A 22435-nucleotide genomic window follows, 5' to 3' on the forward strand; every position below is an offset into this window, starting at 1 on the left:
CCCTGGGTCCCGTGGATGACACGCCCGCCTCAGTCCTGTCGTTCGGCGACGAGTTCCGCCGCGGGTCCGGTGATCGTGCCGTCCTCGAGGTGGATGTAGCTCAAGCCTTCCGCAGGAACCATGCCGAGCCGCGTAGCCGCCGCGGCGAGTTGCGCTGGCGACGACATCTGCTCGACCCGCTCGGCGAGCAGCTGCTCGGTCTGCGTGAGCTGGGCGAGCTCGACCTGCCGCTCGCTGATCGTGTAGGCGGTCATCGCCATCGACGTGTTGAGGGCGAGCGCGCCGAGCATCGCGCCACCGAGGATCGCGACGCACAGGAGCAGGAACGGCAACCGTGCCCGTGCCTGCGCCGGAGCACGCACGAGTCGGAGCCGGGGTCGCCAGGCCGGCTTGCTCGACGGGCGGGCCTGTGGCGCCCGCAGGGGCATGGCGCTCACTGCTCTACCTTCCTCATGCTGCGGCCTCACGGTTGCGCGTGACCTCGGCGGCGCGCAGGCGCACCGAGGCGGATCGGGGGTTGTTCAGCTGCTCCTGCTCGTCGGCGACCTCGGCGCCGCGGGTCAGCAGCCGCAGGTACGGCCGGTGCTCGGGCAGCTCGACCGGGATGCCGGGGGGCGTCTGCGAGGTCGCACCGGCCGCGAACGCGCGCTTGACGATCCGGTCCTCCAGAGACTGGTACGACATCACCACGAGACGGCCGCCGACGGTGACCATCGCGATCGCCTCCGGGACGGCGCGGGCGAGAACCTCGAGCTCGGCGTTGACGGCGATCCGCAGCGCCTGGAACGTGCGCTTGGCCGGGTTGCCGCCGCGCCGCCGGGCCGCGGCGGGGATCGAGTCGCGCACGAGCTCGGCCAGCTGCGCGGTCCGGACCACCGGGTCGCTCTCGCGGCGGGCCACGATCGCCGCGACGATCCGGCCGGCGAACTTCTCCTCGCCGTAGCTCAGCAGGATGCGGCGTAGCTCGCGCTCCGACGCCTCTGCGAGGAGCTCGGCGGCGGTGATCCCGGTGCTGGTGTCCATGCGCATGTCGAGCGGGCCGTCCTGCGCGTACGCGAAACCGCGGTCGGCGAGGTCGAGCTGCATCGAGGAGACCCCGAGGTCCATCAGCACGGCCTGCGCGCGGCCGTCCTCAGAGTGCTCGGCGAGCACGTCGCGGATCTGGTCGTAGGTGGCGTGCGCGCCGACGAAGCGGTCACCGAACCTCTCGAGCCGCTCCCCCGCGAGCCGGAGCGCCTCGGTGTCGCGGTCGATCCCGATGACCTTGACGGCGTCGAATCGCTGCAGCACCAGCTCGCTGTGGCCGCCGAGCCCGAGCGTCGCGTCCACGAGCACCGGCCGCGGTCGGTCGGGCGTGACCCGGAGCGCGGGCTCGAGCAGCTCGACGCAACGGTCGGCGAGCACCGGCACGTGCAGCGACGCTGGTTCGCGCTGCTCGGCGTTCTGGTGCTCCATGGGTTGCTCATTCGTGTCGGTGGGTGGATGTGACTGCATCGGGTGGTGCTGGTGCTGCGGGTGGTTGGTCGGGGGGCCCTCCACCGCCCGACCAGGACTCCCCCCGGGGAGCTCTGGCGCCGGGGAAGTGCGTCAGAGCTTCGGTGAGAGACCTCGTCGTGCGGAGGTGCGAGTCAGAGACCAGGCACCACCTCTTCGGTGATCTGTGCGTACGAGTCCTCCTGCGCCTGGAGGTAGTCGGCCCACGCGGTCGCGCCCCAGATCTCGACCTTCGAGCCGGAGCCGATCACCGCGAGGTCGCGCTCCAGACCGGCGTAGCGGCGCAGGATCGACGGGATCGTCACGCGGCCCTGCTTGTCCGGCACCTCGTCGGTGGCCCCGGACAGGAACACGCGCATGTAGTCGCGAGCCTGCTTGGAGGTCAACGGCGCCTGTCGGAGCTGCTCGTGGATCTGCTCGAACTCGTTCCGCGGGAAGGCGTAGAGGCAACGCTCCTGACCGCGGGTGAGCACCACGCCGCCGGCCATCTGGTCGCGGAACTTGGCGGGCAGGATCAGCCGGCCCTTGTCGTCGAGCCGCGGCTCGTAGGTACCAAGAAACACGTGTCCCACCCCCTTCCGGCGATCCCAGTTCCATCCCGCTGCCACCACATTACTCCACTTCCCTCCCCCTATGGCGGAGACGGACGGATTATTCTCGTCTGCGCGTCGCGAATGCGCAGGTCAGAGGTGGTGGGGCGAAGTGGGGGGTTCTAGCTGAACTCGCCCGTCCTGGCGCGTCGGGAGCGCCCCTTCGACGGCCGGGAGCCCCGGCGACGACGGCGACGCCCCTCCGCAGGCGGGCGCACCCCGCCGTCCTGGCTCAGCCGTGGAGGGAAGTGGGGACCCGGGCGGCGCACTCTCCCGTACCCTTCGATCCATGACGCAGGGGACCCCGACGGCGACCACAGCAGCCGGCCGAGCACAGCTCCTCCAGGACAACCTGGCGCGTGCCGTACGTGGCCGCCGGGACGTGGTCCGGACCGCCGCCGCCGTGTTCCTCGCGCGGGGTCATCTGCTGCTGGAAGACGTCCCCGGAGTCGGCAAGACCACGCTCGCGCGAGCGCTGGCGGCCTCGGTCGAGGGCACGGTCGGGCGCGTGCAGTTCACCCCCGACCTGCTGCCGAGCGACCTGACCGGGGTGACGATCTACCGCCAGGAGTCCGGCACCTTCGAGTTCCACCCCGGGCCGCTGTTCGCCACCATCGTGATCGGCGACGAGATCAACCGCGCCTCACCCAAGACGCAGTCCGCCCTGCTCGAGTCGATGCAGGAGCAGCAGGTCACCGTCGACGGCACCTCCTACCCGCTTCCCGAACCGTTCATGGTGATCGCCACTCAGAACCCGATCGAGATGGAGGGCACGTACCCGCTCCCGGAGGCGCAGCGCGACCGCTTCATGGCGCAGGTCAGCATCGGGTACCCACCGGCCGAGAACGAGCTCGAGCTGCTCGCCGCCGGCGGCTGGGCACCCGCGCAGACCCAGCCTGTCGTCACGCAGAACGAGGCGCTCGAGCTGATCAAGCAGGTCGACACGGTGTATGTGTCGGACTCGGTCCGGCAGTACGTGCTCGCCCTCGTCCGCGCGACCCGTGACCACGAGGCGGTCGAGCTGGGCGCCTCGCCCCGCGCCGGGCTGCAGCTGGTGGCGCTCGCGCGTGCGACCGCGGCGCTCTCGGGTCGGGACTACGTGCTCCCCGACGACGTGCAGGAGGTGCTGGTCGCTGTGCTGGCCCACCGCTTGGCGCTGACCCGCGCAGCGCGCTCGGCCGGCACCGCGGCCGCCGATGTGCTGTCCGAGATCCTGTCGGCCACCCCCGTGCCGCGCTGAGGTCGATCATGCGCGTCACCGCTCGCGGCTGGGGGATGCTGATCGCCGGCCTGCTGCTGGGAGCGATGGCAGCGGCGATGCAGTCGCTCACCTTGGCGCGGCTGGCTGCCGTCGTGCTGGCGATCCCGCTGGCTGCGCTGGCGTGGTCCTTCCTCAGCCGCGCCTTCGCACGGCGGCGCGGCCTCGAGAGGAAGCTCACCCCGACCACGTGGCAGGTCGACGCACCGGGCTCGGTCGAGCTCGTGCCCACCGGCGCCAAGCAGCCGCCCTGGGCCTCGCTGCGCGAGCGGGTGCCGGCCTCGTTGCGGCGTCGCAGCCACAGCCGGTTCGGGTACGGCGTGCTGCCTGAGGCCCGTGGGCGGCACACGTTGGGACCGGCGATCCTGCAACGGTCCGACCCGCTCGCCATCAGCTCGTGGCGGACCCCGATCGGTCAGCCCACCGGCGTCCTCGTATGGCCGCGGACCGAGCAGATCGACGGCGAGGTGCTCGCCCGCGCCCTGGAGGCGAGCGCGCCGGTCGCCGTCGGGACACCGCAGCGGATGATCGAGGACCTGACCGTCCGTGAGTACCGCCGGGGCGATGACCTGCACCGCGTGCACTGGCGGTCGACCGCCCGCCAGGGCGAGCTGATGGTCCGCCACGACGAGCCGACCACCACGCGGGTGCTCGACATGCTGCTCGTGCTGAGCGCACATGAGGACGACATCACGGAGTGGGCCGTCAGCGCTGCCGCGTCGATGACGACCTCCCTGCTGGAGGCGAGCTACGCGGTGCGGGTCGTGACGGTGGTCGGCGGCCAGCTGGTCGAGGCCTCCGCCCGGTCGACGGCGGACGCCCTGGACGTCTTCGCCCTCGCCTCGCCCGCGGGTGAGACCGGCATCGACGCCGTGCGCAGTGTCCAGCGCTCGACGGCCGCCGGTGTGATCGCCGTGCTCGACCGGCCCGATCCGGTGGTCGGTGCCGCGGTGGTCGCCAGCGGCGGGCTCGAGGTCTCGACCGCCCTCGTGATCGACCCGACCGGGGCGGCAAGCGATCTGGTGGACGGGCTGGAGCGCTCGGGCTGGCTGGTGGCCACGTCCCCAGGGACCGGCTCGATCAGCGACGCCTGGCGCACCCGAGAGGTCTCGCGATGAGCCGGCGGCTGGCTGCGCTCGCCGCGGTGCTGGCGATGACGTTGTCGAGCGCGCTGATCCTGCAGACGCTGGTGGTGCCGAGCCTCTGGCTGGGTCGCACGATGCTGTGCGTGGGCGTCGTGGCGGTGGTGGTCACGCTGATCCGCACGCGCACGCAGTCGGCGGGACTGCCGTCGCTGGCCGGGTTCGCCGCTGGGCTCCTCGCGATCTCGGCGGTCTACTTCCCGGACGAGGCCTTGCTCCGTGTGCTCCCCACCCCGGCGACCATCGAGGCGGCCGCCGATGCGATCCCCGAGGCCTTCGCGCTGATGCGCACCTCGTTCCCGCCGTTGACGAGCGGTGACGGGGTGGCGTTCCTCGTCACCACCGGTGTGGTGCTGGTGTTCGTGCTGGCCGAGATGCTGGGGGTCGGCGCTTTCGCGCCCGCGTGGGCCGGGTTGCCGATGCTCACCCTGTGGGCCATCCCGATCCTGCTCGGCGCCGCTGTGAGCCCGGCCTACCTCGTGGCCGCCGCCGCCTCGTACGTGGTGCTGATCGCGATCCAGGCCCGCGACGACGCCCGCTACCGCCGCAGACCCACACCGCAGGCGGTGCGGACGACCACGGCGCTCATGGCGTCCGCTCTCGTCGGGGCGTTCGTGCTGGCCCCGATGCTGCTGCGGATGCCCGTGCCCCTGCGGGTGCACCCGTTCTACGAGCTCGTGGGCTCCAGCACCACCCGGCTCGATCTCGGTCTCGGGCTGCGCGACGACCTGGTCCGGAACAACGACGCGGAGCTGATCACCTACACCGGTGCCACGCCCGCCCAGGTGGGTCCCTTGCACGCGTACACCGTCGAGGAGTTCACGGGCAGCGACTGGGTGCGCGGCGACGGCGGTGAGGTACTGACGTCCGACGGGCAGATCCTTTGGCCGGCGCCCCTGGACGGGGTGGCTCTCGGCGAGCAGGTGGATCTCGAGATCAATGTGGCCAACCTGGGGCAGGACCGGCTGCTGCTACCCGGCGAGCCGCGCCTGCTGCGACTGCCCGCCGACGTGCAGTACCTGCCCGCCTCGGACGAGGCCGTCGCCCACATCGGCGGTGAGGTCAGCTACGACGTCTCGTTCCTCCCCCGCACGCTCGGCAGCGACGCGCTGTCACGGCTGCAGCTCGCGACCGACGTCGACCCCGCGCTGCTCCAGGTGCCCGAGACCGGGTACGAGAGCGACATCGCCGAGCTCACGCGCGAGGTCGTGGCCGAGGCCGGCGCCGAGACGCCCTACCAGCAGCTGCTGGCGATCCAGAACTATCTGCGCGACCCGGGTGAGTTCATCTACTCGACGAGCATCGCGGCACCGACGACGCCTGACGCCGTCTGGGACTTCCTCAACGACAAGCACGGTTACTGCGTGCAGTTCGCGACGACGATGATCGTCATGGCGCGCACGCTCGGCATGCCCGCGCGCCTGGCGGTCGGCTTCCTGCCGGGCGAGGAAGGCGCCGGCGGTGTCGTCAACGTGACCGCCCACGACGCGCACGCGTGGCCGCAGGTGCAGTTCGAGGGCATCGGCTGGGTCCGGTTCGAACCGACCCCGGGCGTGCAGGCCGGCCCTCCGCCGGTGTACGCCCCCGAGACGCCCGGTGCCGAGCCCGAACCGAGCAGCTCCACCACGAGCAGCGCGGCGCCGAGCGAGGGTGTGTCCACCGCGACGCCCCGCGACTCGAGCACCGCGGGCGGGACCTCGGCCGAGGACGAGCAACGGCGACGTTCACCGTGGCTGGTGTCGCTGCTCGTGCTCGTCGGCCTCGCCGGCGCGGCCAGCGCCCTCGCACGTCGACATGCGAGGCTGCAGCAGACCGATCTGCACGAGCGGTGGGACCACGTGCTGCGCTACCTCGAGCGGCTCGGCGTGGACGTGGCGGACTCCCGCACGCCGCGCGCCATCAGGGACGAGGCGGTGGCCCTGCTCGACGACGAGGCCGCAGCCGCGCTGACGGGTCTCGCGGATGCTGTCGAGGCGGCCGCGTACCGGCCGGGGATCACGTCCCGACCGCCGGACGAGCAGATCGACGCCTGGGTCGACGCCGTCGTCGAGTCGGTGAGGCAGATCGTTCGCGAGCGCAGCTCGGCGCGCGTAGGCGTCTGAACCCTCAGCGCTCGTCGCGTCGGCGCTTGTCCCAGCGCTCCTCGAGCCGCTGCATGAAGGGAGCACCCCCGCTCTTGCCACCGCCACCACGCTTGGGACGGATGGGGCGGACGTTGTCGGAGCTCGGATCCTGCGGCTCCGCGCCTGACAGCTTCGGCCGCCGAAGCGCGAGCAGCACGCCGCCGAACATGGCGACGAAGCCGATCAGGCCAAGCCAGACCTGGGCGTTCCACAGACCCGCGAACAGCAAGCCGATCCCAGCGATCACGACGAAACCACCGAGCGCCACGTGGAGCGGCCGTCTGGGCGCTCCACCCGAGATCGTCCTGGCGAGCTTGGGGTCGTCGGAGCGCAACTGCTGCTCCATCTCGTCCAGCACGCGCTGCTCGTACTCGGAGAGAGGCATGGTCACACCCCCACTCTTCCTGCACCGACGTCCGCACGGTGCAGGGTCAGGATATGTCGCTCTCGCCAGGTTCGGTAGTTGGTTGGCGCACGAGCGAGCCAGCCGTGACCGAAGTGCGGCCAAAACGGGCGTGAACCTCGTCCATGACGAGCTCGGCGGCACGTCGTTCAGGACCGGAGTCATCGAGCGCGAGCTGGACGAACGTGGTGGCGGCATCGCTCAGCGCCTCGCACCGTACGCCCAGCAGGCGTACCCCCTCGGGCGGGAGCGTCATGCCGGCCAGCAGCCGCCGTGCTGCTTGGTAGATCTCGTGGGCGACATCGGTGGCCGCATCGAGGGTGTGCGACCTGCTGAGGGTGGTGAAGTCGGCGAGCCGCACCTTGATCGAGACGCACGAGGTGACGAGATCGGCCGCCCGCAGCCGTGCGGCGCACCGGTGGGAGAAGTCGAGCAGGGCCGCGCTCATGTCGCCGAGATCGGTGAGGTCGGTGCCGAAGGTCTGCTCGTGCCCGATCGACTTCTCGTGCCGCGCCGGCTGCACCGGCCGTGGGTCGCGGCCCCAGGCCAGATCGAGCAGCCGAGTTCCGCCCGCGGTCCCGAGCACGCGGTTGAGCATCGCCGCCGGGGTGTGGGCAAGATCTGCGACCGTGCGGATTCCCGACCTCGCCAGCGTGGCCTCCGTGCGCTCGCCCACGCCCCACAACGCGCCGACGGGCAACGAGTGCAGGAACGCCACCGTGGCCTCGTGCGGGATCAGCAGCAGCCCATCGGGCTTGGCGTGGCTGGAAGCGAGCTTCGCGACGAACTTCGTGGAACCGATCCCCACCGAGGCGACCACGCCCAGCTCATCAGCGATGCGGCGGCGGATCAGCTCACCGATGTGGTGGGGCGCTCCGATCCTGCGCCGCGCGCCCGAGACATCGAGGAAGGCCTCGTCGATGCTGACCGGCTCGATCACGGGCGTGATATCCCCCAGGATCCGCATCACGGCGGTCGAGACATCCCGGTAACGGTGATGGTCGGGAGGGATGATGATCGCCTGCGGGCACAGCGCCCTGGCGCGGGTCATCGGCATCGCCGAGCGCACGCCCGCGGCACGGGCCTCGTAGGTGGCGGACAGGACCACGCCACGGTGCGCTCCCCCGACGATCACCGGGAGCCCGCGCAGCTCCGGCCGCTCGATCAGCTCGACCGCCGCGAAGAACGCATCCATGTCGACGTGCAGGATCGGCGTGGCGGTGTCATCGCCACCCCAGTCCCGTCGGACGTTCTCGTTCCGCGGCGACCTGCTCATGACGCGATCGGCGTCATCTCCGAGGGCCGCTGAACGCGCGCCGCCTCGGCCACCTGAGCCACGAACTCATCGGCTGCCGCCACGGCCTGGTCGGCGAACTCGGGAGCGAGATCCGCGACCCGCCCCGCCTCGATGGCCGCGCGCACCCGGGCACCGGACTCGAACCGCGCCGCCCACGCCTCCCACTGCTCGCCGGCATCCGCCAGCTGCTCCCACACGCTGCGCAGCCGACCGCGCTTGCGAGGCACGACGGCGCCGAGCGCCAGGACCGCGGACGCGCCGCGGATCGCCGCCATGTGCGCGTGCAGGAATCGCATCGACGGGTCGGTGACGCTGTCGGCCGAGTCGAGCTCCAGGTGAGCACGCCGCAGGAGCTGCTGGGCGACGGGGTTTGCCGTGCTCGCCCGCCAGGTGGTCGTGGTCATCGTCTGCTCCTCCCGTGCGATCCTGCAGCCCCATTGTCGAACATTTGTTCTACGGCGTCAAGGGGTTGTTCGAACCATGCTCCGCCGGGCCCTACGCTCGGGCCATGGCCAGGCGCCGAGGTCCTACCGCCCTCCCCGACGCACCGGTTCCGACGTCACTTGGCACTGTAGAGCTGAGGTCTGACACCGACGGCGTGATGCTGCTCCTCGACGGGGTCGAGAGCTCGCACCTCGACCTCGACGACCCGGTGCACCTGGTCTTCGAGTACATGCAGCAGATGCAGGCAGTGCTGCGCGCCACGCACCCTGGCGCCGAGCGGCTGCGCGCGCTCCACCTCGGCGGCGCGGGTTGCGCGCTGGCACGCGCGATCGACGCCGAGTGGATCGACGCGCGCCAGATCGCCGTCGAGATCGACGCGATGCTCGCCGCCCTGGTACGGGAGTGGTTCGACCTCCCGCGCTCGCCCCGGCTGCGGATCCGGGTCGGGGACGCCCGCACCGAGCTCCTCACGATCGCGGAGGACTCGCTCGACGTCGTCGTCCGCGACGCGTTCTCGGGCCGTTCCGTGCCCGACCACCTCCGCACCCGGGAGTTCACGACCGAGGTCGCAGCCCGGTTGCGCCCCGACGGGCTGTATCTCGCCAACCTCGCGGACTCGCCGCCGCTGCGCACGGCTCGACGCGAGGCCGCCACCGTGCAGTCGGTCTTCGCCCACGTGGTCGCGATCGGTGAGCCGGCGGTGCTCAAGGGCCGCCGGTACGGGAACATCGTGCTGGCCGCGTCGCAGCAGCCGGTGCATCGCGCAGGCCTGACGCGTGCGCTGCGCTCGCTCCCGGTGCCCGCCGGGATCGTGGGCGAGGCGGAGGTGGTCGACTTCGCCGCCGGCGCGACCCCGCTCGCGGACCCGCCCGCAGCCTGAGCAGGCGAACGGGCCCCGCACCGTCGTGGTGCGAGGCCCGTCGAAGGCCCACGTCACATGCGTGTCGAGGGCATGTGTGCCGTGCTCAGACCGGGCGTACGCTCTCGGCCTGCGGGCCCTTGGGGCCCTGGGTGATCTCGAACTCGACGCGCTGCGCCTCTTCGAGGGAACGGTAGCCATCTGACTGGATCGCCGTGAAGTGGACGAAGACGTCATCGCCGCCACCATCCTGGGCGATGAAGCCGTAGCCCTTCTCAGCGTTGAACCACTTGACGGTTCCCTGTGCCATCTCTTGCTCGTCCTTCCGGGACTTCGTGAGTCGGACCTCTCGTGATCGGACTCGTGGTGCCGCAATGCCTCGCCCACGTCATGCTCTGGCGTTCGTGCCCGGTGAAACGTAAGAGAAAACCCTGCAACGACGGCAGTCTTGCACGGAGGTACGTGCGGGCGCCACAGTCTCAGGCCAGGGAATCTCGAGCCTCACCGGTACCGTCGGACGGCGTGCTCGTACCACTCCTCGGGGTCGGCGCTGCGCTCTGTCGCACCGTGGGCACGCAGCCAGGTGCACACGTTCACGCAGTCCCGCTCGAGGAACTCCGGACCGTGGGGGTTCGCGACCAGGTCCACCACCTGCGGCACATCGATGATCGCCAGCCGCTGCGTCTCGGAGCGCGGATCGACCAGCACGTTGTAGGGCGACAGGTCCCCGTGCGCGTATCCGAGATCGGCGAGGTCGAGGACGAACCGCCGCAGCTCCTGCGCCCACTGCACGGCGAGCGTCTCATCCGGTCGCATCTCGTGCAGCCGCGGCGCGGCGACCGGTCGGGCGTCGTCGTCGGTCCCGATGAACTCCATGCACAGCTCGCCCTCGACGATCTGCACCGGGTACGGCACTGCGAGACCTGCCGAGAACAGCTCGCAGAGGGCGTCGAACTCCGTACGAGCCCATTGCCCAGCGGCGGCCTCTCGGCCGAAGGCGGTGCCACGGGCGATCGCCCGGCTGACCCGGGAGTCCCGGGTGCGCCGACCCTCGGCATAGGACTGCGAGCGATGGAAGGCGGCCAGCTCCGGGGAGCGGAACCGTTTGGCGACCATCAGCGTCGCCTCACCGCCCTGGTCGGTGCGCAGCTCCTGCGGCAGTGCGCGTTCGATGAGGAAGGCATCAGCCTCCTTGCCGGTCTTGAGCACACCGAGCTCGGTGTCGATCGCGCCGTGGTGCTGGACGACCCAGTCGGGGAACGGCTGCGGCCCGCGGTCGAGCGTGTGCGCGGTCTCGGGCCAGGTGGACCAGCGCTGGTCCTCGTCGAGCTCGGCGACCTGGGTGGTCAGCTCAGAGGTGGCAAGAAAGGTGTCCCAGTCGAAGGACGACGTCATGGTGGGTCTCCTGAGGGAGGGACCCGCCGACGGGTGACGGTGTGAACCGCCGTCGGGGTGTCAGCGGGCCCGAGCGGAACGGAGGACGGCAGGGGTCGGCGCAGCGACAGTCATGGCGTCCTCCTTCCCTCAGGTGAGGCGAGCGCGGTGCGGCCTCAGATGCTCGACGCTATCGAGACACCGGCCGGCGGGCCACCGATTAATGCGCCGGCCCTTTCGGTCCGACGGCGAAGACCGGCTCAGTCCTCGCGGTCACCAACGGGTCCGCCGTCATCACCGTCCGCGATGCCGTCCGGGTCGTCGACGCCCTCCACGCCTGCGAGGAACGCCTCGATCTGCGCGCCGAGCTCCTCGGCGCTCGGCAGCTGCTCGGTGGCCGCGAGCAGCGGCGGGCCTCCGGCACGCTCGGCCTCGGCAGCGAAGGAGTCGAACTGCGACTCCAGCGCGCGCACGACCGAACGGACCTCGTCGGAGCCCTCCACCTGCTTGTCGATCTCGGCGAGCACCTTGACCGCCTCGACCTCGAGCTCGCCGGTGGGCAGCGTGAGGCCGCTCGACCGCGAGACCTGTCGCACCAGCTCGGCGGCGGCCTGCGGGAAGTCGGTCTGCACGAGGTAGTGCGGCACGTTCGCGGCGAAGCCCAGGGCGTCACGTCCCTCCTCGCCCAGCCGGAGCTCCAGCAGAGCGGCAGCCGAGCCCGGCACCTCGAGACGCCCCATGAAGTTGGGATGGTCGGCGATCAGCTCCGGGCGGGTCGCGTGCGCGGTCACCGTGATCGGACGCGTGTGCGGGACGCCCATCGGGATCCCGTGCAGACCGATCGTGGTCGTGACGCCGAAGTCGTCGATGATCTGCCGCACGGCAGCCACGAACGCCTCCCACGACAGGTCGGGCTCGAGCCCGTGCAGGAGCAGCAGCGGCACACCCTCGTCGTCGTGAAGCAGGTCGACCACGAGGCTCGGCGCGGCGAACGAGACCCATGACCCGCCGTCGTAGGTCATCGTGGGGCGCCGGGAGCGGTAGTCGACGAGCTGGTCGACGTCGAACGTCGCGACGCGCTCGGTGGGAAGGGTGCTCGTCAGGTGCTCGGCGACGAGCCTGCCGGCGTGGCCGGCGTCCATCGACCCCGAGAGGGCGTGCACGAGCACGGTCGCGGTCCGCCCTTCGGCACCGGGACCCGAGTACAGATCAGCTGGATTGCGCAAGTGAACTCCTCCTCGCCGGGTGCAACACCTGGGGCAAGCCTGCCATTCCCGCGAGACGTCGTTCGCGGACACCTGCCCGGGGATGGATAATGGACGGCCGCTTCGCCACGCGGACGGGACCGGCCCAGACAGGGGGGAACGAGGAATCGTGCCAGAGGACCGCTCGCCCGTGCCCGCGCTCGAGAACGCACTGGAGCACGAGCAACGCTATGTCGACACCGTCTACGGACGTGTCGACGACCTCCGGGAGGATGCGCGGCGGCGATTGCAGGGCGTGCAGCGCTCCGGCGCGTCGGGGACCCACCAGAACCGTTCCGAGCGTGACGCGTTCGCGACCCTGTACGCCGACCGGCTCGCCCAGCTCAACAACGTCGAGGAGCGGTTGGTCTTCGGCCGGCTCGACCTCGACGACGGCGGCCAGCGGTACGTCGGGCGCATCGGGGTCTCCGACGTCGATCAGGTCCCGCTGCTGACCGACTGGCGGGCCCCGGCCGCGCGGTCCTTCTACCAGGCGACAGCAGCGTCCCCCGACGGCGTGGTGCTGCGCAGACACCTGCAGACGCGGGGCCGCCGCGTGGTCTCGATCGAGGACGACCTGCTCGACGCCGAGGCATTGACCGATGGCGTGCACCTGCAGGGCGAGGGCGCGCTGATGTCGGCGCTGCTCGAGCACAGGACCGGCCGGATGGGCGACATCGTCGCCACGATCCAGGCCGAGCAGGACGCGATCATCCGCTCCCCCGCCGACGGGATCCTCGTGGTGCAGGGCGGGCCCGGTACCGGCAAGACGGCGGTCGCGCTGCACCGTGCGGCCTACCTCCTCTATGCCAACCGTGAGGTTCTCGAGCGATCGGGCGTGCTGCTGATCGGACCGAGCCGGGTGTTCCTGCGCTACATCGAGGCAGTGCTCCCCTCCCTCGGCGAGACCGGGGTGGTCTCGCTGACCCTCTCCGACCTCGTGCCGGACGTGACGGCGACCGGCACCGAGCCCGACGACGTCGCCGCGCTCAAGGGCCGCGCCGTGTGGTCGCGGATCATCGCGCGCGCCGTGCGCGCCAAGGAGCGGGTGCTCCCGCCACGCGATCTCACCGTCGGTAGTCACACGGTGCGGCTGCTCCCCGGCGACGTGCGCGAGGGGCACACACGCGCGCGGCGCGCTCACCGGACGCACAACGAGGCACGCGCCACCTTCGTGCGGCACATGCTGAGCGTGCTGGCACGCCAGTACGCCGAGGAGATCGGCGGCGTGGACCCGGACGAGCGCGCCGAGCTGGTCGAGGAGCTGCGCACGTCGCGGGACGTGCGTGTCGCACTCAACCTCTGCTGGATGCCGCTGACGGCGGCCGGGGTGGTCTCCGAGCTGTTCGCCAAACCGCACAAGCTGGCCGACGCCGCCCGCGGCATGCTCAGCCGGGCCGAGATCGCGCGGCTGCAGCGCCCCGCCGATGCACCGCTGACACCCGCCGACGTGCTGCTCATCGACGAAGCGGCCGAGCTGATCGGACCGGAGGACGAGGCCGATCGTGGCCGTGCCCGTGCCGCAGCGGAGGCGCAGCGGCGTGCGGAGGTCGAGTACGCCCAGCAGGTGCTGGGCGAGGGCCTGGGAGGCGGCATCGTCAGCGCCGAGCAGCTGGCCTCGCGGTTCGCCGAGAGCGGCCCCGCGCTGACGACGGCGGAGCGCGCCCTGGCCGACCGCGCCTGGACGTACGGGCACGTGGTGGTCGACGAGGCTCAGGAGCTCTCCGAGATGGCCTGGCGGGCACTCCTGCGGCGGAACCCCCGACGCTCGATGACGATCGTCGGTGACGTCGCGCAGACCTCCGCCAGTGCGGGTGTCCGCCGCTGGAGCGATGCGCTCGACGGCCCGCTGAAGGGCGACTGGCGGCTGGCCGAGCTCACGGTCAACTACCGCACGCCGCGGTCGGTGATGGACCTCGCCACCGCTGTCGCGACCGCCGCCGACCCGGAGCGTCCGCCCTCGCCGGTGCAGTCGGCGCGGGACGAGCCGGACGCGGTGACCCTGCACCCCACGAGCGATGTCCTCGGCACCGTGAGGGCCGCCGTCGAGATCGCGCACGAGCGAGGCGGGACGATCGCGGTGATCGCACCTCGCGACCAACGGGCAGCGCTCACAGCCGAGCTCGGGCTGCGCGAGGCCTCCGACCTCGGTGCTCCGCTGGTCGTGCTCGACCCCGCCGGTGCGAAGGGTCTGGAGTTCGACCAGGTTATCCTGGTCGAGCCGAGCGAGATCGCGGCGCAGGCCACCGGGGCGGGTGACCTCTACGTCTCGATGACCCGCCCCACCCGCTACCTCGACGTGGTGCACAGCGAGCCGCTGCCTGCCGGGTTCGAGGTCGCGTAGTCCATCCTGTGTCCATCTCGTGGTCCCTGGCCGGTACGGGGCCAGGAGCCTGAGACGATAGGGCCGTGGTCAAAGCACTCTTGCTGGAGAACGTGCACAGCCTGGGGCGGGAAACGCTCGAGAAGGCTGGCGTCGAGGTGACGACCCTCAAGGGGGCTCTCGACGAGGACGAGCTGATCGCGGCGCTCGACGGCGTCGAGATGCTGGGGATCCGATCGAAGACCCAGGTCACCGCTCGGGTCCTCGACAACGCCCCCTCGCTCACGACGATCGGCGCGTTCTGCATCGGGACGAACCAGATCGACCTTGCGCACGCCGCGACGAACGGCGTCGCCGTCTTCAACGCCCCGTTCTCGAACACCCGCTCGGTCGTCGAGCTCGCGATCGCGGAGATCATCGCCCTGACGCGACGCCTCACCGAGAAGGACAAGGCGTTGCACGGCGGCGTCTGGGACAAGTCGGCCGACGGCGCGCACGAGGTGCGCGGCCGCACTCTCGGCATCGTGGGCTACGGCAACATCGGCACCCAGCTCTCGGTGGTGGCCGAGGCGCTCGGGCTGCGGGTCGTGTTCTACGACACCGCTGAGAAGCTCGCGCTGGGCAACGCGACCCGGATGAGCTCGCTCGACGACCTGCTCGACGTCGCCGACATCGTGACGCTGCACGTCGACGGCCGCGCCGGCAACGCCGGGATGTTCGGGGCCGCGCAGTTCGAGCGCATGAAGCCGGGCGCGATCTTCCTCAACCTCTCGCGCGGGTTCCTCGTGGACTACGCCACGCTCCGCGAACGCATCCTCGCCGGCACGGTCGCGGGCGCTGCCGTCGACGTGTTCCCGGTCGAGCCGAAGTCCGCCGGTGAGGCGTTCGACTCCGAGCTGCGGGATCTGCCGAACGTCATCCTGACCCCGCACGTGGGTGGTTCGACCGAGGAGGCGCAGCAGGACATCGGCCTGTTCGTCTCGGCCAAGCTCCGCGACTACGTCACGGTGGGCGCGACCGGCCTGTCGGTCAACGTCCCGCCCCTGATCCTCGACCGTCCGCGCGAGGGCGCGTACCGGATCGCGCACCTGCACCGCAACGTGCCGGGCGTGCTCGCGGGCGTGAACCAGACGCTCTCGGCGGTCGGCGTCAACGTCGAGTCCCAGGTGCTGGGGACCTCCGGCGAGCTCGGGTACGTGGTCACCGACATCGGTGGCCCGCTCCCCGGATCGGCGGTCCAGGCCCTGGAGGACATGGACCCGACGATCCGGGTGCGGGTTCTCGATCAGGCGGTGCTGCCCGCGGGCTGATCAGCCCGCGTGCTCAGCCGCCGGACTTGCGCCGGAACATCCGGCGCCCGCCGGTGACCTCGGAGCCCTGTACCTGACCGGTGTTGCGACGCCCCTCCGCGGTCAGGTGGTCCTGCTCCTTCTTGCGCTCGAGCGCCTCGCGCATCTTGGCCTTGGCATCGCTCATGCCGTCGGCACCGGTGCCCTTGTCCGCAGGTTTGTCGTTGTTCTCAGCCATCGTGCTCCCTCTCGTGGTTCTGCTGCCCCAGCCTGCCCGACGGCGGTGGGTCCTGCCAATCGGTTATGTAGGCCTGTGCGCTCGCGAGCAGGTCGGGAAGCGGCCTGACCGAGTCGAGGAGCAGCCGGTCGTCGCTCCAGGGGTCGATCTGCCGCTCGCGCACCTCGGCCCAGCTGGGCTCGCGGAACCCCTCGTAGCGGGTCCCGCGGGCGGCGAGCCGCCGCCGGTGCAGGTCCGGGTCGGTGCAGGTCACCTCGAGCCAGCGCAGCGGCACGCCGTGCGCTCCGGCCAGGTCACGCCAGGCTGACCGAGCCGGCTCGACGGCGTTGACGGCGTCGGCGATCACGGTGTGGCCGGCGTCGAGGAGCTCGCCGGCGAGGGACTGCACGACCGCGTAGGCGGCGATGCCGGTGGGCACGCACTCGTCCGGTCCGACACCGGCGCGCCACATCGCGGCCTCGACCGCGTCGACGGCCAGGACGACGCCCCCGATCGCGCGACCGATCTCACGGGCGAGCGCGCTCTTGCCCGATCCTGGTAGGCCGCTCATCGCGACGAGGACCGGCGTGGCGCCGGTCATGTCGCCAGCAGGGCGAGCGAGACGAGCGCCAGCATCCAGCTCACGAACGATCCGACGAGGAAGTACTCGGTGAGACGGTGCACGTGCTCCTGGTCCTTGCGGGAGCTGAGCTCGGGGAACCGCAGCAGGCCCTTGGCGGCGACGACGATGCTCGCCGCGGTGAGGTTGCCGGCGAGGCCGAGACCGATGATCAGCAGGCGCTCCATCGGGCCGAGGAGTCGCCCGCCCTTGAGATCGCTGGCCGGGTCGGTCGGGCCGGTGGCCGCGCCGCTGGCTCGCCGAGCCGGGTTGACGGTGCCTGTCGCCGCCAGCACGAGCCGCACGATCACGTTGGCTGTGCTCAGCTGCGCCGCCATCACGCCGATCACCAGGAGCGCCCGCTCGGGTGCGACACCCTCGGCCGGCGGCCAGGCCAGGTGGTCCCACCACACCGCGAACGGTCCCGAGACGGGGGAGGCCAGGCCGGAGATCATCAGCGCCAGCACGATGCTGAGACCCAGCACGAGCAGGGGTGCCGCCGGGCGGCCCGTGTCGAACGAACGAGCGCAGGAGCGGCTCCAGGCGACGACGAGCACAGCGATGAGGACGAGCACGAGCAGGTTGCCGGCGTCCGTCTGGCCGGCGAGAGTGCCGAGGACCACGGCGACGGCGGCGCCGAGCGCCTCGGGGAGCACACGTGGCGCCGTGGGTCGGTTGGCGATGTCGGCAACGGCATACCCGACCAGCAGCAGTCCCAGCCAGATCATCGGCTCACACCTCCTGCAGCAGTGCGTCAGCGGCCACGATGACCCCGAGCCCGTCGGCTCGCGTCCGTTGCGAGACGGCGGAGGCTGAGATGCCCTCGTCGGCGGCCAGGTCCGCCTGGGTGCGGCCGGCCAGGAGCCCGCGCAGCAGCCGCAGGGAGCGCTCGTCACCGAGCGCCAGGAGCTGGTCGCGGCACAGCAGCGCGGCGTTGATCGCGGCGGGCTCGGGCCCGTCGGACTCGTGGGCACGCTCGTAGCGAGTACGCACCGCGTGCGTGCGGGGACGGGCCGCGTCGGCCTCGGCGGCCTCGATCGCCGCTCGTGCCGCCCACCAGGCAGGGCCGTCCTCGACGCGGGGCTCCTCCTGCAGCACCGCGAGCCCACCCCACCCGATGCCGTGGCGGAGATCAGCGGCCGGGAGCAGGCCGAGCCGCAGGCGCAGCGCTGCGTGCAGCGCGGCCCCGACGGTGTCGAACACTCCCTGGTACTCGTCGCCCACGGTGATGCGGATCGGAGCCGCCGGTGTCATGTCGGCGTTGACCTCGGCGATGACGGTGCGCAGCCGCTCGTGGAGCGCCGACCGGTTGTCGACATCCCGGGAGCCGATGATGTCGCCGATGAGTGCGGCTCCCTGCTTCATCTCCGCCATCTGAAGATCATAACTTCTTTTCGCAGAAGTGAAGTCGATATCTGAAGGCCGTCGGTAGCGCCGGCTTCCCCTCCGGCGCCACCGACGGCAGTCCGGTCAGCCTACTGGTCGCCGTCAACACCTACCGATCGATGGTGGCGCAATGCGGTGATCGCAGCCTCGAAGTCCTCGAGGGACGTAAAGCTGCGGTAGACGCTCGCATAGCGCAGGTAGGCGATCTCATCGAGATCCTGCAGCGGTCCCAGGATCGCGAGGCCTACCTCGTGCGCGTCCACCTCAGCGGCGCCTGTGCTGCGGATGGTCTCCTCGACCTGCTGCGCGAGCAGCGCGATCTGATCGCCGGAGACAGGGCGGCCCTGGCACGCCTTGCTCACGCCCGCCGCGATCTTGTCGCGGCTGAACGGCTCGGCCGCCCCCGACCGCTTGACGACCACCAGGCTCGTCGTCTCGAGCGTCGTGAAGCGACGTTGGCACTCAGGACATTGCCTGCGACGCCGGATCGAGGAGCCATCTTCGGCGGCCCGGGTCTCGACGACCCGGGAATCGGGATGACGGCAGAACGGACAGTGCATGCTGCCTCTCCCTTGCACACGCCTTGCGCGCTAGATCTATTGGATCACACCGCTGTAACTACTAGATGTAGGAAACCTAGGTCGGGAACGGTGCTGCGCGCAACCTCGGGTGCCGAGAGGGTGCGGTATCAGTCTCCAGCCGGGACCGTGAGCTCCTGGCCAGCCACCAGGGTGGCGCCCTGCAGCCCGTTGAGCTCGACGATCTCGCTCATCAGGTCGCGGACATCCTCGCCGGGCGCCGCGGCCGCGGCGGCGATGCTCCACAGGCTGTCGCCGCTCTTCACGGTGACGACCTCGAGGCCACCGGCCGAGGCCGGCGTACCCATGGCCGCACCGGCGACAGAACCAACGACCGCGGCGAGGGCGATCGCGAGGCCGGCCAGCACCGCTCGCCCGCGGTTCGTGAGCCGGAGCGGCGCATCGGCGACGGCGGGGCGCGAGACCGCGGGGCGGGCCGTCGTGGGGCCGGCCGGCCGGGCCTGCGGAACCGGCAGGTCGATGACCTCGGCGAACCGCTCAGGCTCGGGCGTGACGTCCGGGAGCGCCGGGACCACGGTGAGGTGACGGCGGCGCGGCAGCGGGAACGAGATCGGACCGGGGTGGGCCAGGACGCTCATCGTGGACTCCTTCGGTGAACGGAGTGAGGGGCTGGGAAGAGACGGGCGGGTGGGGGCGATCGGGGTGCTGCTCGCACAGGCGTTCGTCGGACGTTCGTACGAACGTAGCACGCATGTTCCAAGACTGTCCAGGCGTGTCGACGCCGCCGGGGCCTTGACCAGCGGCCGACGCCTCGCGACACGCCCATCGAACGCATGTTTGGCGGTGGGGCCCTGTGTCCGTACGCTTGTTCTCACGAGGTCAACACCATCACCGACCACCGACATCCATCGAAATCGTTGAGATTCCGCGGAAGTCGAGGTCCGTCCACCCACCGCGCCGAACCGATCAGGGAGCCATTCGATGACACCGACCGACCCCGAGACCCAGGGTTCTCGACTCACCGAGCGCCAGCAGCTGATCATGGAGGCGATCCGCAGCAGCCTGGCCACCCGCGGCTACCCGCCCACCATGCGGGAGATCGGCGATGTCGTCGGGCTCGCGAGCCCCTCCTCGGTCAAGTACCAGCTCGCCGTCCTCGAGGAGAAGGGCTACCTGCGGCGCGACCCGATCTCCACGCGCGCGATCGAGATCGTCGCTCCCGATGACGACGTGGCGATGGCGGGTTCCGAAGGTGGCCGCCACCTGACCCTTCACGATGGCGGCACGACCGCCGCCAAGCCCTCCTACGTCCCCGTGGTCGGCCGGATCGCAGCGGGCGGGCCATTGCTCGCAGAGCAGGCTGTCGAGGACGTGTTCCCGCTCCCCCGCCAGCTCGTCGGCGAGGGTGACCTGTTCCTGCTCAAGGTCGTCGGTGAGTCGATGATCGATGCCGCGATCTGCGACGGCGACTGGGTCGTCGTCCGGCAGCAGCCCGTCGCCGAGAACGGCGAGATCGTCGCGGCGATGATCGACGGAGAGGCCACCGTCAAGACCCTCAAGCGCGAGAAGGGCACGGTCTGGCTGCTTCCTGCCAACGAGGCCTTCTCCCCCATCGACGGCACCGACGCCGAGATCCTCGGCCGTGTCGTCAGCGTGCTGCGGGCGCTCTGACCTACGCCTTCTCGCCGCGCAACCGCCGCAGCGCCGACCGTACGACCCGCGGGTCGGTGGTCGGCCACAGCGGCGGCAGCGACCGCGAGAGGAATGTGCCGTAGCGGGCGGTGGCGACCCGGGGGTCGAGGATGGCGACCACACCGCGATCGGCGACGCCACGGATGAGGCGCCCCGCACCCTGGGCAAGCAGCAGGGCTGCGTGCGTGGCCGACACCGCCATGAAACCGTTGCCCCCGCGCTTGGCGACCACCTCGGTGCGGGCGGCTATCACCGGGTCGTCGGGCCGGGGAAACGGGATCCGGTCGATCAGCACCAGCTGGCACGAGTCGCCTGGCACGTCCACGCCCTGCCAGAGGGACAGCGTGCCGAACAGGCTGGTGGCCGGGTCTGCGGCGAAGGACCGCACCAAAGACGGGATCGAGTCGTCGCCCTGGACGAGCACCGGCGTGGTCAGCCGCTCGCGCATCGCCTCGGCGGCAGCGGTCGCACCCCGGCGTGAGGAGAACAGCCCGAGCGTTCGGCCACCGGCGGCCTCGATCAGCTCGGCGATCTCGTCGAGCACCTGCGGATCGGTACCGTCGCGCCCGGGCTTGGGCAGGTGCTTGGCGACGTAGAGGATCCCCTGTCGCCCGTAGTCGAAGGGCGAGGACACCTGCAGCCCCTCGTAGTCCGCGCCGCCCATCCCCATCGAGGACGCCGTCGCGTCGAAGGTGCCACCGAGCGTCAGCGTGGCCGAGGTCAGCACCGCGCCCCGCCCGGCGAGCAGGTGCCCGGCGATCGGTCCGGCGACATCGAGCGGGGCCACGTTGATCTTGATCGCCTCGCCCGGACCCATCCCGCGGCTGAGCCACACCACGTCCTCGCGGTTTCGGAGCCGATCCGAGAGGAGCCGATCGGTGATCTCGAACAGCACCAGCGCGGCGGATCGGGCCTGCGCGAGACCGCCACCGGCGTCACCCTCCTTGGCACCGGCCTTGACGCTGTCCTGCTTGATCGAGGAGAGCACCTCGCGCGCCGCGTCCGCGACAGCACGAACGGCGCCTTCGATCTCGGGAGGCAGCGCCTCGGGCCATCGCCCCTCGGGGGTGGCCGTCAGCACGGTACGCAGGAGCGCGGCTGCGTCGTCGAGCGCCTGGGTGGCGGCGCCCGCCTGTCGGCGTGCCAGCCGTGCCACCCGCTCGACGGCGGGAGCCGAGAGCTCGACCGAGGCCTGCGCGGTCACCCGCGACGGGAGCTCGTGTGCCTCGTCGACCACGAGAGCGTCGAACTCCGGGAGCGCGCCCGGCGAGCCCGAGGCCGCGATTCCCAGCATCGCGTGGTTGGTGACCACGACGTCAGCGGTCCGTGCCGCCTGCCGAGCAGCCTCGGGGAAGCACTCCGAGCGCAGCGGGCAGGACTGGCCGATGCACTCCATCGACGTGACCGAGACCTGTCGCCAGGCCTTGTCGCTCACCCCGGGGACGAGGTCGTCGCGATCGCCGCTGTCGGTCTCATCCGCCCACGCCCGCACGCGCACCACCTGGCTGCCGAGCGAGTCGTCGCGAGCAGAACCGGCGGGGTGCTCCTCGGCTGCCGAGGCCGACTCCGGCGCCATGTCGAACAGCGCCGTGTCCTCCTCGGGCGGGTAGCCACCCGTGACCTTGTGCTTGCACAGGTAGTTGTGCCAGCCCTTGAGCAGCGCGACCGCGGGTGGCCTCGGGAGCTTCTCCTCCACCACCTCGGCGACCAGCGGGAGATCGTGCCCGAGCACCTGCCGCTGGAGGGCGAGGGTCGCCGTCGAGATCACGGCGCGCTCGCCCGTGCGGACGGCGTGCAGCAGCGTCGGGACGAGGTAGGCCAGCGACTTGCCGGTACCCGTGCCGGCCTGCACCATCAGGTGCGTGTCGCCCTCGAGCGCGGCGGCGACCGCACGCGCCATCTCGTGCTGGCCCTCGCGCCGGGCGCCACCCATCCGGGTGACGACGGCGTCGAGCACCTCGTCGACATCGCTCGTGGAGGTCGTCTCGGTCGAAGGCACGCCTGCCATCGTCGCACCACGCGCCGCCATTGCGCGCGATCTGCTCCCGCCGGTCGGGCTTCGGGGTGATCTGAGTCCAGCACACCTGGACCCCTTTCACCCCAAAGCGCTTTCCACGGAGATGGGCGGGGAGCGGTGGATAG

The 22435-nt window shown here is 71.2% G+C and carries 23 protein-coding genes; 7 read left to right on the forward strand and 16 right to left on the reverse strand.

Features of this window, described 5'->3' with window-relative positions; translation table 11 throughout:
- Nucleotides 1-29: 29 nt before the first annotated feature.
- The 3 genes from ftsL to mraZ form a co-directional block, all read right to left on the reverse strand.
- A complete protein-coding gene (ftsL, locus tag GPA03_RS07065; RefSeq protein WP_156251383.1) occupies nt 30-428 on the reverse strand; it encodes a cell division protein FtsL in 399 nt (132 codons plus the stop codon).
- A gap of 22 nt (nt 429-450) precedes the next feature.
- Nucleotides 451-1455, reverse strand: coding sequence for a 16S rRNA (cytosine(1402)-N(4))-methyltransferase RsmH (gene rsmH, locus GPA03_RS07070; RefSeq protein WP_156251194.1), 1005 nt, complete (start codon nt 1453-1455; stop codon nt 451-453).
- 173 nt (nt 1456-1628) lie between these two features.
- Nucleotides 1629-2057 (reverse strand): division/cell wall cluster transcriptional repressor MraZ, encoded by a 429-nt coding sequence (gene mraZ, locus GPA03_RS07075; RefSeq protein WP_156251195.1) that lies wholly within the window; start codon nt 2055-2057, stop codon nt 1629-1631.
- Between the two features lie 316 nt (nt 2058-2373).
- Between mraZ and GPA03_RS07080 the strand changes: the two genes are divergently transcribed.
- The 3 genes from GPA03_RS07080 to GPA03_RS07090 are packed head-to-tail and all read left to right on the forward strand — an operon-like array spanning nt 2374 to nt 6586.
- On the forward strand, nt 2374-3324 hold the full coding sequence (locus GPA03_RS07080; protein WP_156251196.1) for an AAA family ATPase: 951 nt from the start codon (nt 2374-2376) through the stop codon (nt 3322-3324).
- An 8-nt stretch (nt 3325-3332) separates the two neighbouring features.
- Nucleotides 3333-4460 carry a DUF58 domain-containing protein gene (locus GPA03_RS07085; RefSeq protein ID WP_156251197.1) on the forward strand — a complete coding sequence of 376 codons (1128 nt, stop codon included), beginning with the start codon at nt 3333-3335 and terminating at the stop codon, nt 4458-4460.
- Nucleotides 4457-6586 (forward strand): transglutaminase TgpA family protein, encoded by a 2130-nt coding sequence (locus GPA03_RS07090; RefSeq protein WP_156251198.1) that lies wholly within the window; start codon nt 4457-4459, stop codon nt 6584-6586. The genes GPA03_RS07085 and GPA03_RS07090 overlap by 4 nt, the downstream gene beginning before the upstream one ends.
- A 4-nt stretch (nt 6587-6590) precedes the next feature.
- Here GPA03_RS07090 and GPA03_RS07095 read toward each other — a convergent pair whose 3' ends face one another.
- From GPA03_RS07095 to GPA03_RS07105, 3 genes are read right to left on the reverse strand one after another with little or no spacing between them, the layout of a single operon-like run.
- Nucleotides 6591-6992: a DUF3040 domain-containing protein gene (locus tag GPA03_RS07095; RefSeq protein WP_156251199.1), complete on the reverse strand. Its 402-nt coding sequence runs from the start codon at nt 6990-6992 to the stop codon at nt 6591-6593.
- Nucleotides 6993-7038: 46 nt separating this feature from the next.
- Nucleotides 7039-8286: a DNA polymerase IV gene (gene dinB, locus GPA03_RS07100; protein WP_156251200.1), complete on the reverse strand. Its 1248-nt coding sequence runs from the start codon at nt 8284-8286 to the stop codon at nt 7039-7041.
- Complete coding sequence (locus GPA03_RS07105) at nt 8283-8711, reverse strand: SAV_6107 family HEPN domain-containing protein (protein ID WP_156251201.1); 429 nt, start codon at nt 8709-8711, stop codon at nt 8283-8285. The genes dinB and GPA03_RS07105 overlap by 4 nt, the downstream gene beginning before the upstream one ends.
- Before the next feature lie 197 nt (nt 8712-8908).
- Between GPA03_RS07105 and GPA03_RS07110 the strand changes: the two genes are divergently transcribed.
- On the forward strand, nt 8909-9631 hold the full coding sequence (locus tag GPA03_RS07110; RefSeq protein WP_241681111.1) for a spermidine synthase: 723 nt from the start codon (nt 8909-8911) through the stop codon (nt 9629-9631).
- Nucleotides 9632-9716: 85 nt separating this feature from the next.
- Here the strand turns inward: GPA03_RS07110 and GPA03_RS07115 are convergent, their stop codons facing one another.
- From GPA03_RS07115 to GPA03_RS07125, 3 genes are all read right to left on the reverse strand, one after another.
- A complete protein-coding gene (locus tag GPA03_RS07115) occupies nt 9717-9920 on the reverse strand; it encodes a cold-shock protein (protein WP_156251203.1) in 204 nt (67 codons plus the stop codon).
- Nucleotides 9921-10111: 191 nt separating this feature from the next.
- Nucleotides 10112-11005, reverse strand: a complete 894-nt coding sequence (locus GPA03_RS07120; protein WP_156251204.1) for a serine protein kinase RIO — start codon at nt 11003-11005, stop codon at nt 10112-10114.
- Nucleotides 11006-11244: 239 nt separating this feature from the next.
- The gene (locus tag GPA03_RS07125; RefSeq protein ID WP_241681112.1) at nt 11245-12210 is read right to left on the reverse strand and encodes a proteasome assembly chaperone family protein; all 966 of its coding nucleotides are present in this window, start codon (nt 12208-12210) and stop codon (nt 11245-11247) included.
- Between the two features lie 148 nt (nt 12211-12358).
- Between GPA03_RS07125 and GPA03_RS07130 the strand changes: the two genes are divergently transcribed.
- Both GPA03_RS07130 and serA read left to right on the forward strand, forming a co-directional pair.
- Nucleotides 12359-14572: a HelD family protein gene (locus GPA03_RS07130; RefSeq protein ID WP_241681113.1), complete on the forward strand. Its 2214-nt coding sequence runs from the start codon at nt 12359-12361 to the stop codon at nt 14570-14572.
- 65 nt (nt 14573-14637) lie between these two features.
- Entirely contained in the window at nt 14638-15861 is a 1224-nt protein-coding gene (gene serA, locus GPA03_RS07135) for a phosphoglycerate dehydrogenase (protein ID WP_156251205.1), read from the forward strand.
- 13 nt (nt 15862-15874) lie between these two features.
- Here serA and GPA03_RS07140 read toward each other — a convergent pair whose 3' ends face one another.
- The 6 genes from GPA03_RS07140 to GPA03_RS07165 all read right to left on the reverse strand — a co-directional run bounded on the left by GPA03_RS07140 (nt 15875) and on the right by GPA03_RS07165 (nt 19239).
- On the reverse strand, nt 15875-16078 hold the full coding sequence (locus GPA03_RS07140) for a DUF5302 domain-containing protein (protein WP_156251206.1): 204 nt from the start codon (nt 16076-16078) through the stop codon (nt 15875-15877).
- On the reverse strand, nt 16071-16658 hold the full coding sequence (locus GPA03_RS07145; RefSeq protein WP_156251207.1) for a P-loop nucleotide/nucleoside kinase family protein: 588 nt from the start codon (nt 16656-16658) through the stop codon (nt 16071-16073). The genes GPA03_RS07140 and GPA03_RS07145 overlap by 8 nt, the downstream gene beginning before the upstream one ends.
- Nucleotides 16655-17404, reverse strand: coding sequence for a hypothetical protein (locus GPA03_RS07150; RefSeq protein ID WP_156251208.1), 750 nt, complete (start codon nt 17402-17404; stop codon nt 16655-16657). The genes GPA03_RS07145 and GPA03_RS07150 overlap by 4 nt, the downstream gene beginning before the upstream one ends.
- Nucleotides 17405-17408: 4 nt before the next feature.
- Complete coding sequence (locus GPA03_RS07155) at nt 17409-18050, reverse strand: SatD family protein (protein ID WP_206673456.1); 642 nt, start codon at nt 18048-18050, stop codon at nt 17409-17411.
- A 101-nt stretch (nt 18051-18151) separates the two neighbouring features.
- The gene (gene nrdR / locus GPA03_RS07160; protein WP_156251209.1) at nt 18152-18622 is read right to left on the reverse strand and encodes a transcriptional regulator NrdR; all 471 of its coding nucleotides are present in this window, start codon (nt 18620-18622) and stop codon (nt 18152-18154) included.
- 128 nt (nt 18623-18750) lie between these two features.
- On the reverse strand, nt 18751-19239 hold the full coding sequence (locus GPA03_RS07165; protein ID WP_156251210.1) for a LysM peptidoglycan-binding domain-containing protein: 489 nt from the start codon (nt 19237-19239) through the stop codon (nt 18751-18753).
- Nucleotides 19240-19582: 343 nt separating this feature from the next.
- Here GPA03_RS07165 and lexA point away from each other — a divergent pair, with 343 nt between their 5' ends.
- Complete coding sequence (gene lexA / locus GPA03_RS07170) at nt 19583-20272, forward strand: transcriptional repressor LexA (RefSeq protein ID WP_156251211.1); 690 nt, start codon at nt 19583-19585, stop codon at nt 20270-20272.
- A gap of 1 nt (nt 20273) precedes the next feature.
- Here the strand turns inward: lexA and GPA03_RS07175 are convergent, their stop codons facing one another.
- Nucleotides 20274-22301: an ATP-dependent DNA helicase gene (locus GPA03_RS07175; protein WP_156251212.1), complete on the reverse strand. Its 2028-nt coding sequence runs from the start codon at nt 22299-22301 to the stop codon at nt 20274-20276.
- Between the last annotated feature and the right edge of the window lie 134 nt (nt 22302-22435).

The organism is Pseudactinotalea terrae (genome assembly GCF_009733845.1).
Classification (GTDB): Bacteria; Actinomycetota; Actinomycetes; order Actinomycetales; family Beutenbergiaceae; genus Pseudactinotalea; species Pseudactinotalea terrae.

What these genes read in the sequence shown, in the direction of transcription:
- ftsL (WP_156251383.1), bottom strand. Translation starts at nt 428, where the DNA reads ATGCCCCTGCGGGCGCCACAGGCCCGCCCGTCGAGCAAGCCGGCCTGG.
- rsmH (WP_156251194.1), bottom strand. Translation starts at nt 1,455, where the DNA reads ATGGAGCACCAGAACGCCGAGCAGCGCGAACCAGCGTCGCTGCACGTG.
- GPA03_RS07080 (WP_156251196.1), top strand. Translation starts at nt 2,374, where the DNA reads ATGACGCAGGGGACCCCGACGGCGACCACAGCAGCCGGCCGAGCACAG.
- GPA03_RS07085 (WP_156251197.1), top strand. Translation starts at nt 3,333, where the DNA reads ATGCGCGTCACCGCTCGCGGCTGGGGGATGCTGATCGCCGGCCTGCTG.
- GPA03_RS07090 (WP_156251198.1), top strand. Translation starts at nt 4,457, where the DNA reads ATGAGCCGGCGGCTGGCTGCGCTCGCCGCGGTGCTGGCGATGACGTTG.
- GPA03_RS07095 (WP_156251199.1), bottom strand. Translation starts at nt 6,992, where the DNA reads ATGCCTCTCTCCGAGTACGAGCAGCGCGTGCTGGACGAGATGGAGCAG.
- dinB (WP_156251200.1), bottom strand. Translation starts at nt 8,286, where the DNA reads ATGAGCAGGTCGCCGCGGAACGAGAACGTCCGACGGGACTGGGGTGGC.
- GPA03_RS07105 (WP_156251201.1), bottom strand. Translation starts at nt 8,711, where the DNA reads ATGACCACGACCACCTGGCGGGCGAGCACGGCAAACCCCGTCGCCCAG.
- GPA03_RS07110 (WP_241681111.1), top strand. Translation starts at nt 8,909, where the DNA reads ATGCTGCTCCTCGACGGGGTCGAGAGCTCGCACCTCGACCTCGACGAC.
- GPA03_RS07115 (WP_156251203.1), bottom strand. Translation starts at nt 9,920, where the DNA reads ATGGCACAGGGAACCGTCAAGTGGTTCAACGCTGAGAAGGGCTACGGC.
- GPA03_RS07120 (WP_156251204.1), bottom strand. Translation starts at nt 11,005, where the DNA reads ATGACGTCGTCCTTCGACTGGGACACCTTTCTTGCCACCTCTGAGCTG.
- GPA03_RS07140 (WP_156251206.1), bottom strand. Translation starts at nt 16,078, where the DNA reads ATGGCTGAGAACAACGACAAACCTGCGGACAAGGGCACCGGTGCCGAC.
- GPA03_RS07145 (WP_156251207.1), bottom strand. Translation starts at nt 16,658, where the DNA reads ATGACCGGCGCCACGCCGGTCCTCGTCGCGATGAGCGGCCTACCAGGA.
- GPA03_RS07150 (WP_156251208.1), bottom strand. Translation starts at nt 17,404, where the DNA reads ATGATCTGGCTGGGACTGCTGCTGGTCGGGTATGCCGTTGCCGACATC.
- GPA03_RS07155 (WP_206673456.1), bottom strand. Translation starts at nt 18,050, where the DNA reads ATGGCGGAGATGAAGCAGGGAGCCGCACTCATCGGCGACATCATCGGC.
- nrdR (WP_156251209.1), bottom strand. Translation starts at nt 18,622, where the DNA reads ATGCACTGTCCGTTCTGCCGTCATCCCGATTCCCGGGTCGTCGAGACC.
- GPA03_RS07165 (WP_156251210.1), bottom strand. Translation starts at nt 19,239, where the DNA reads ATGAGCGTCCTGGCCCACCCCGGTCCGATCTCGTTCCCGCTGCCGCGC.
- lexA (WP_156251211.1), top strand. Translation starts at nt 19,583, where the DNA reads ATGACACCGACCGACCCCGAGACCCAGGGTTCTCGACTCACCGAGCGC.
- GPA03_RS07175 (WP_156251212.1), bottom strand. Translation starts at nt 22,301, where the DNA reads ATGGCAGGCGTGCCTTCGACCGAGACGACCTCCACGAGCGATGTCGAC.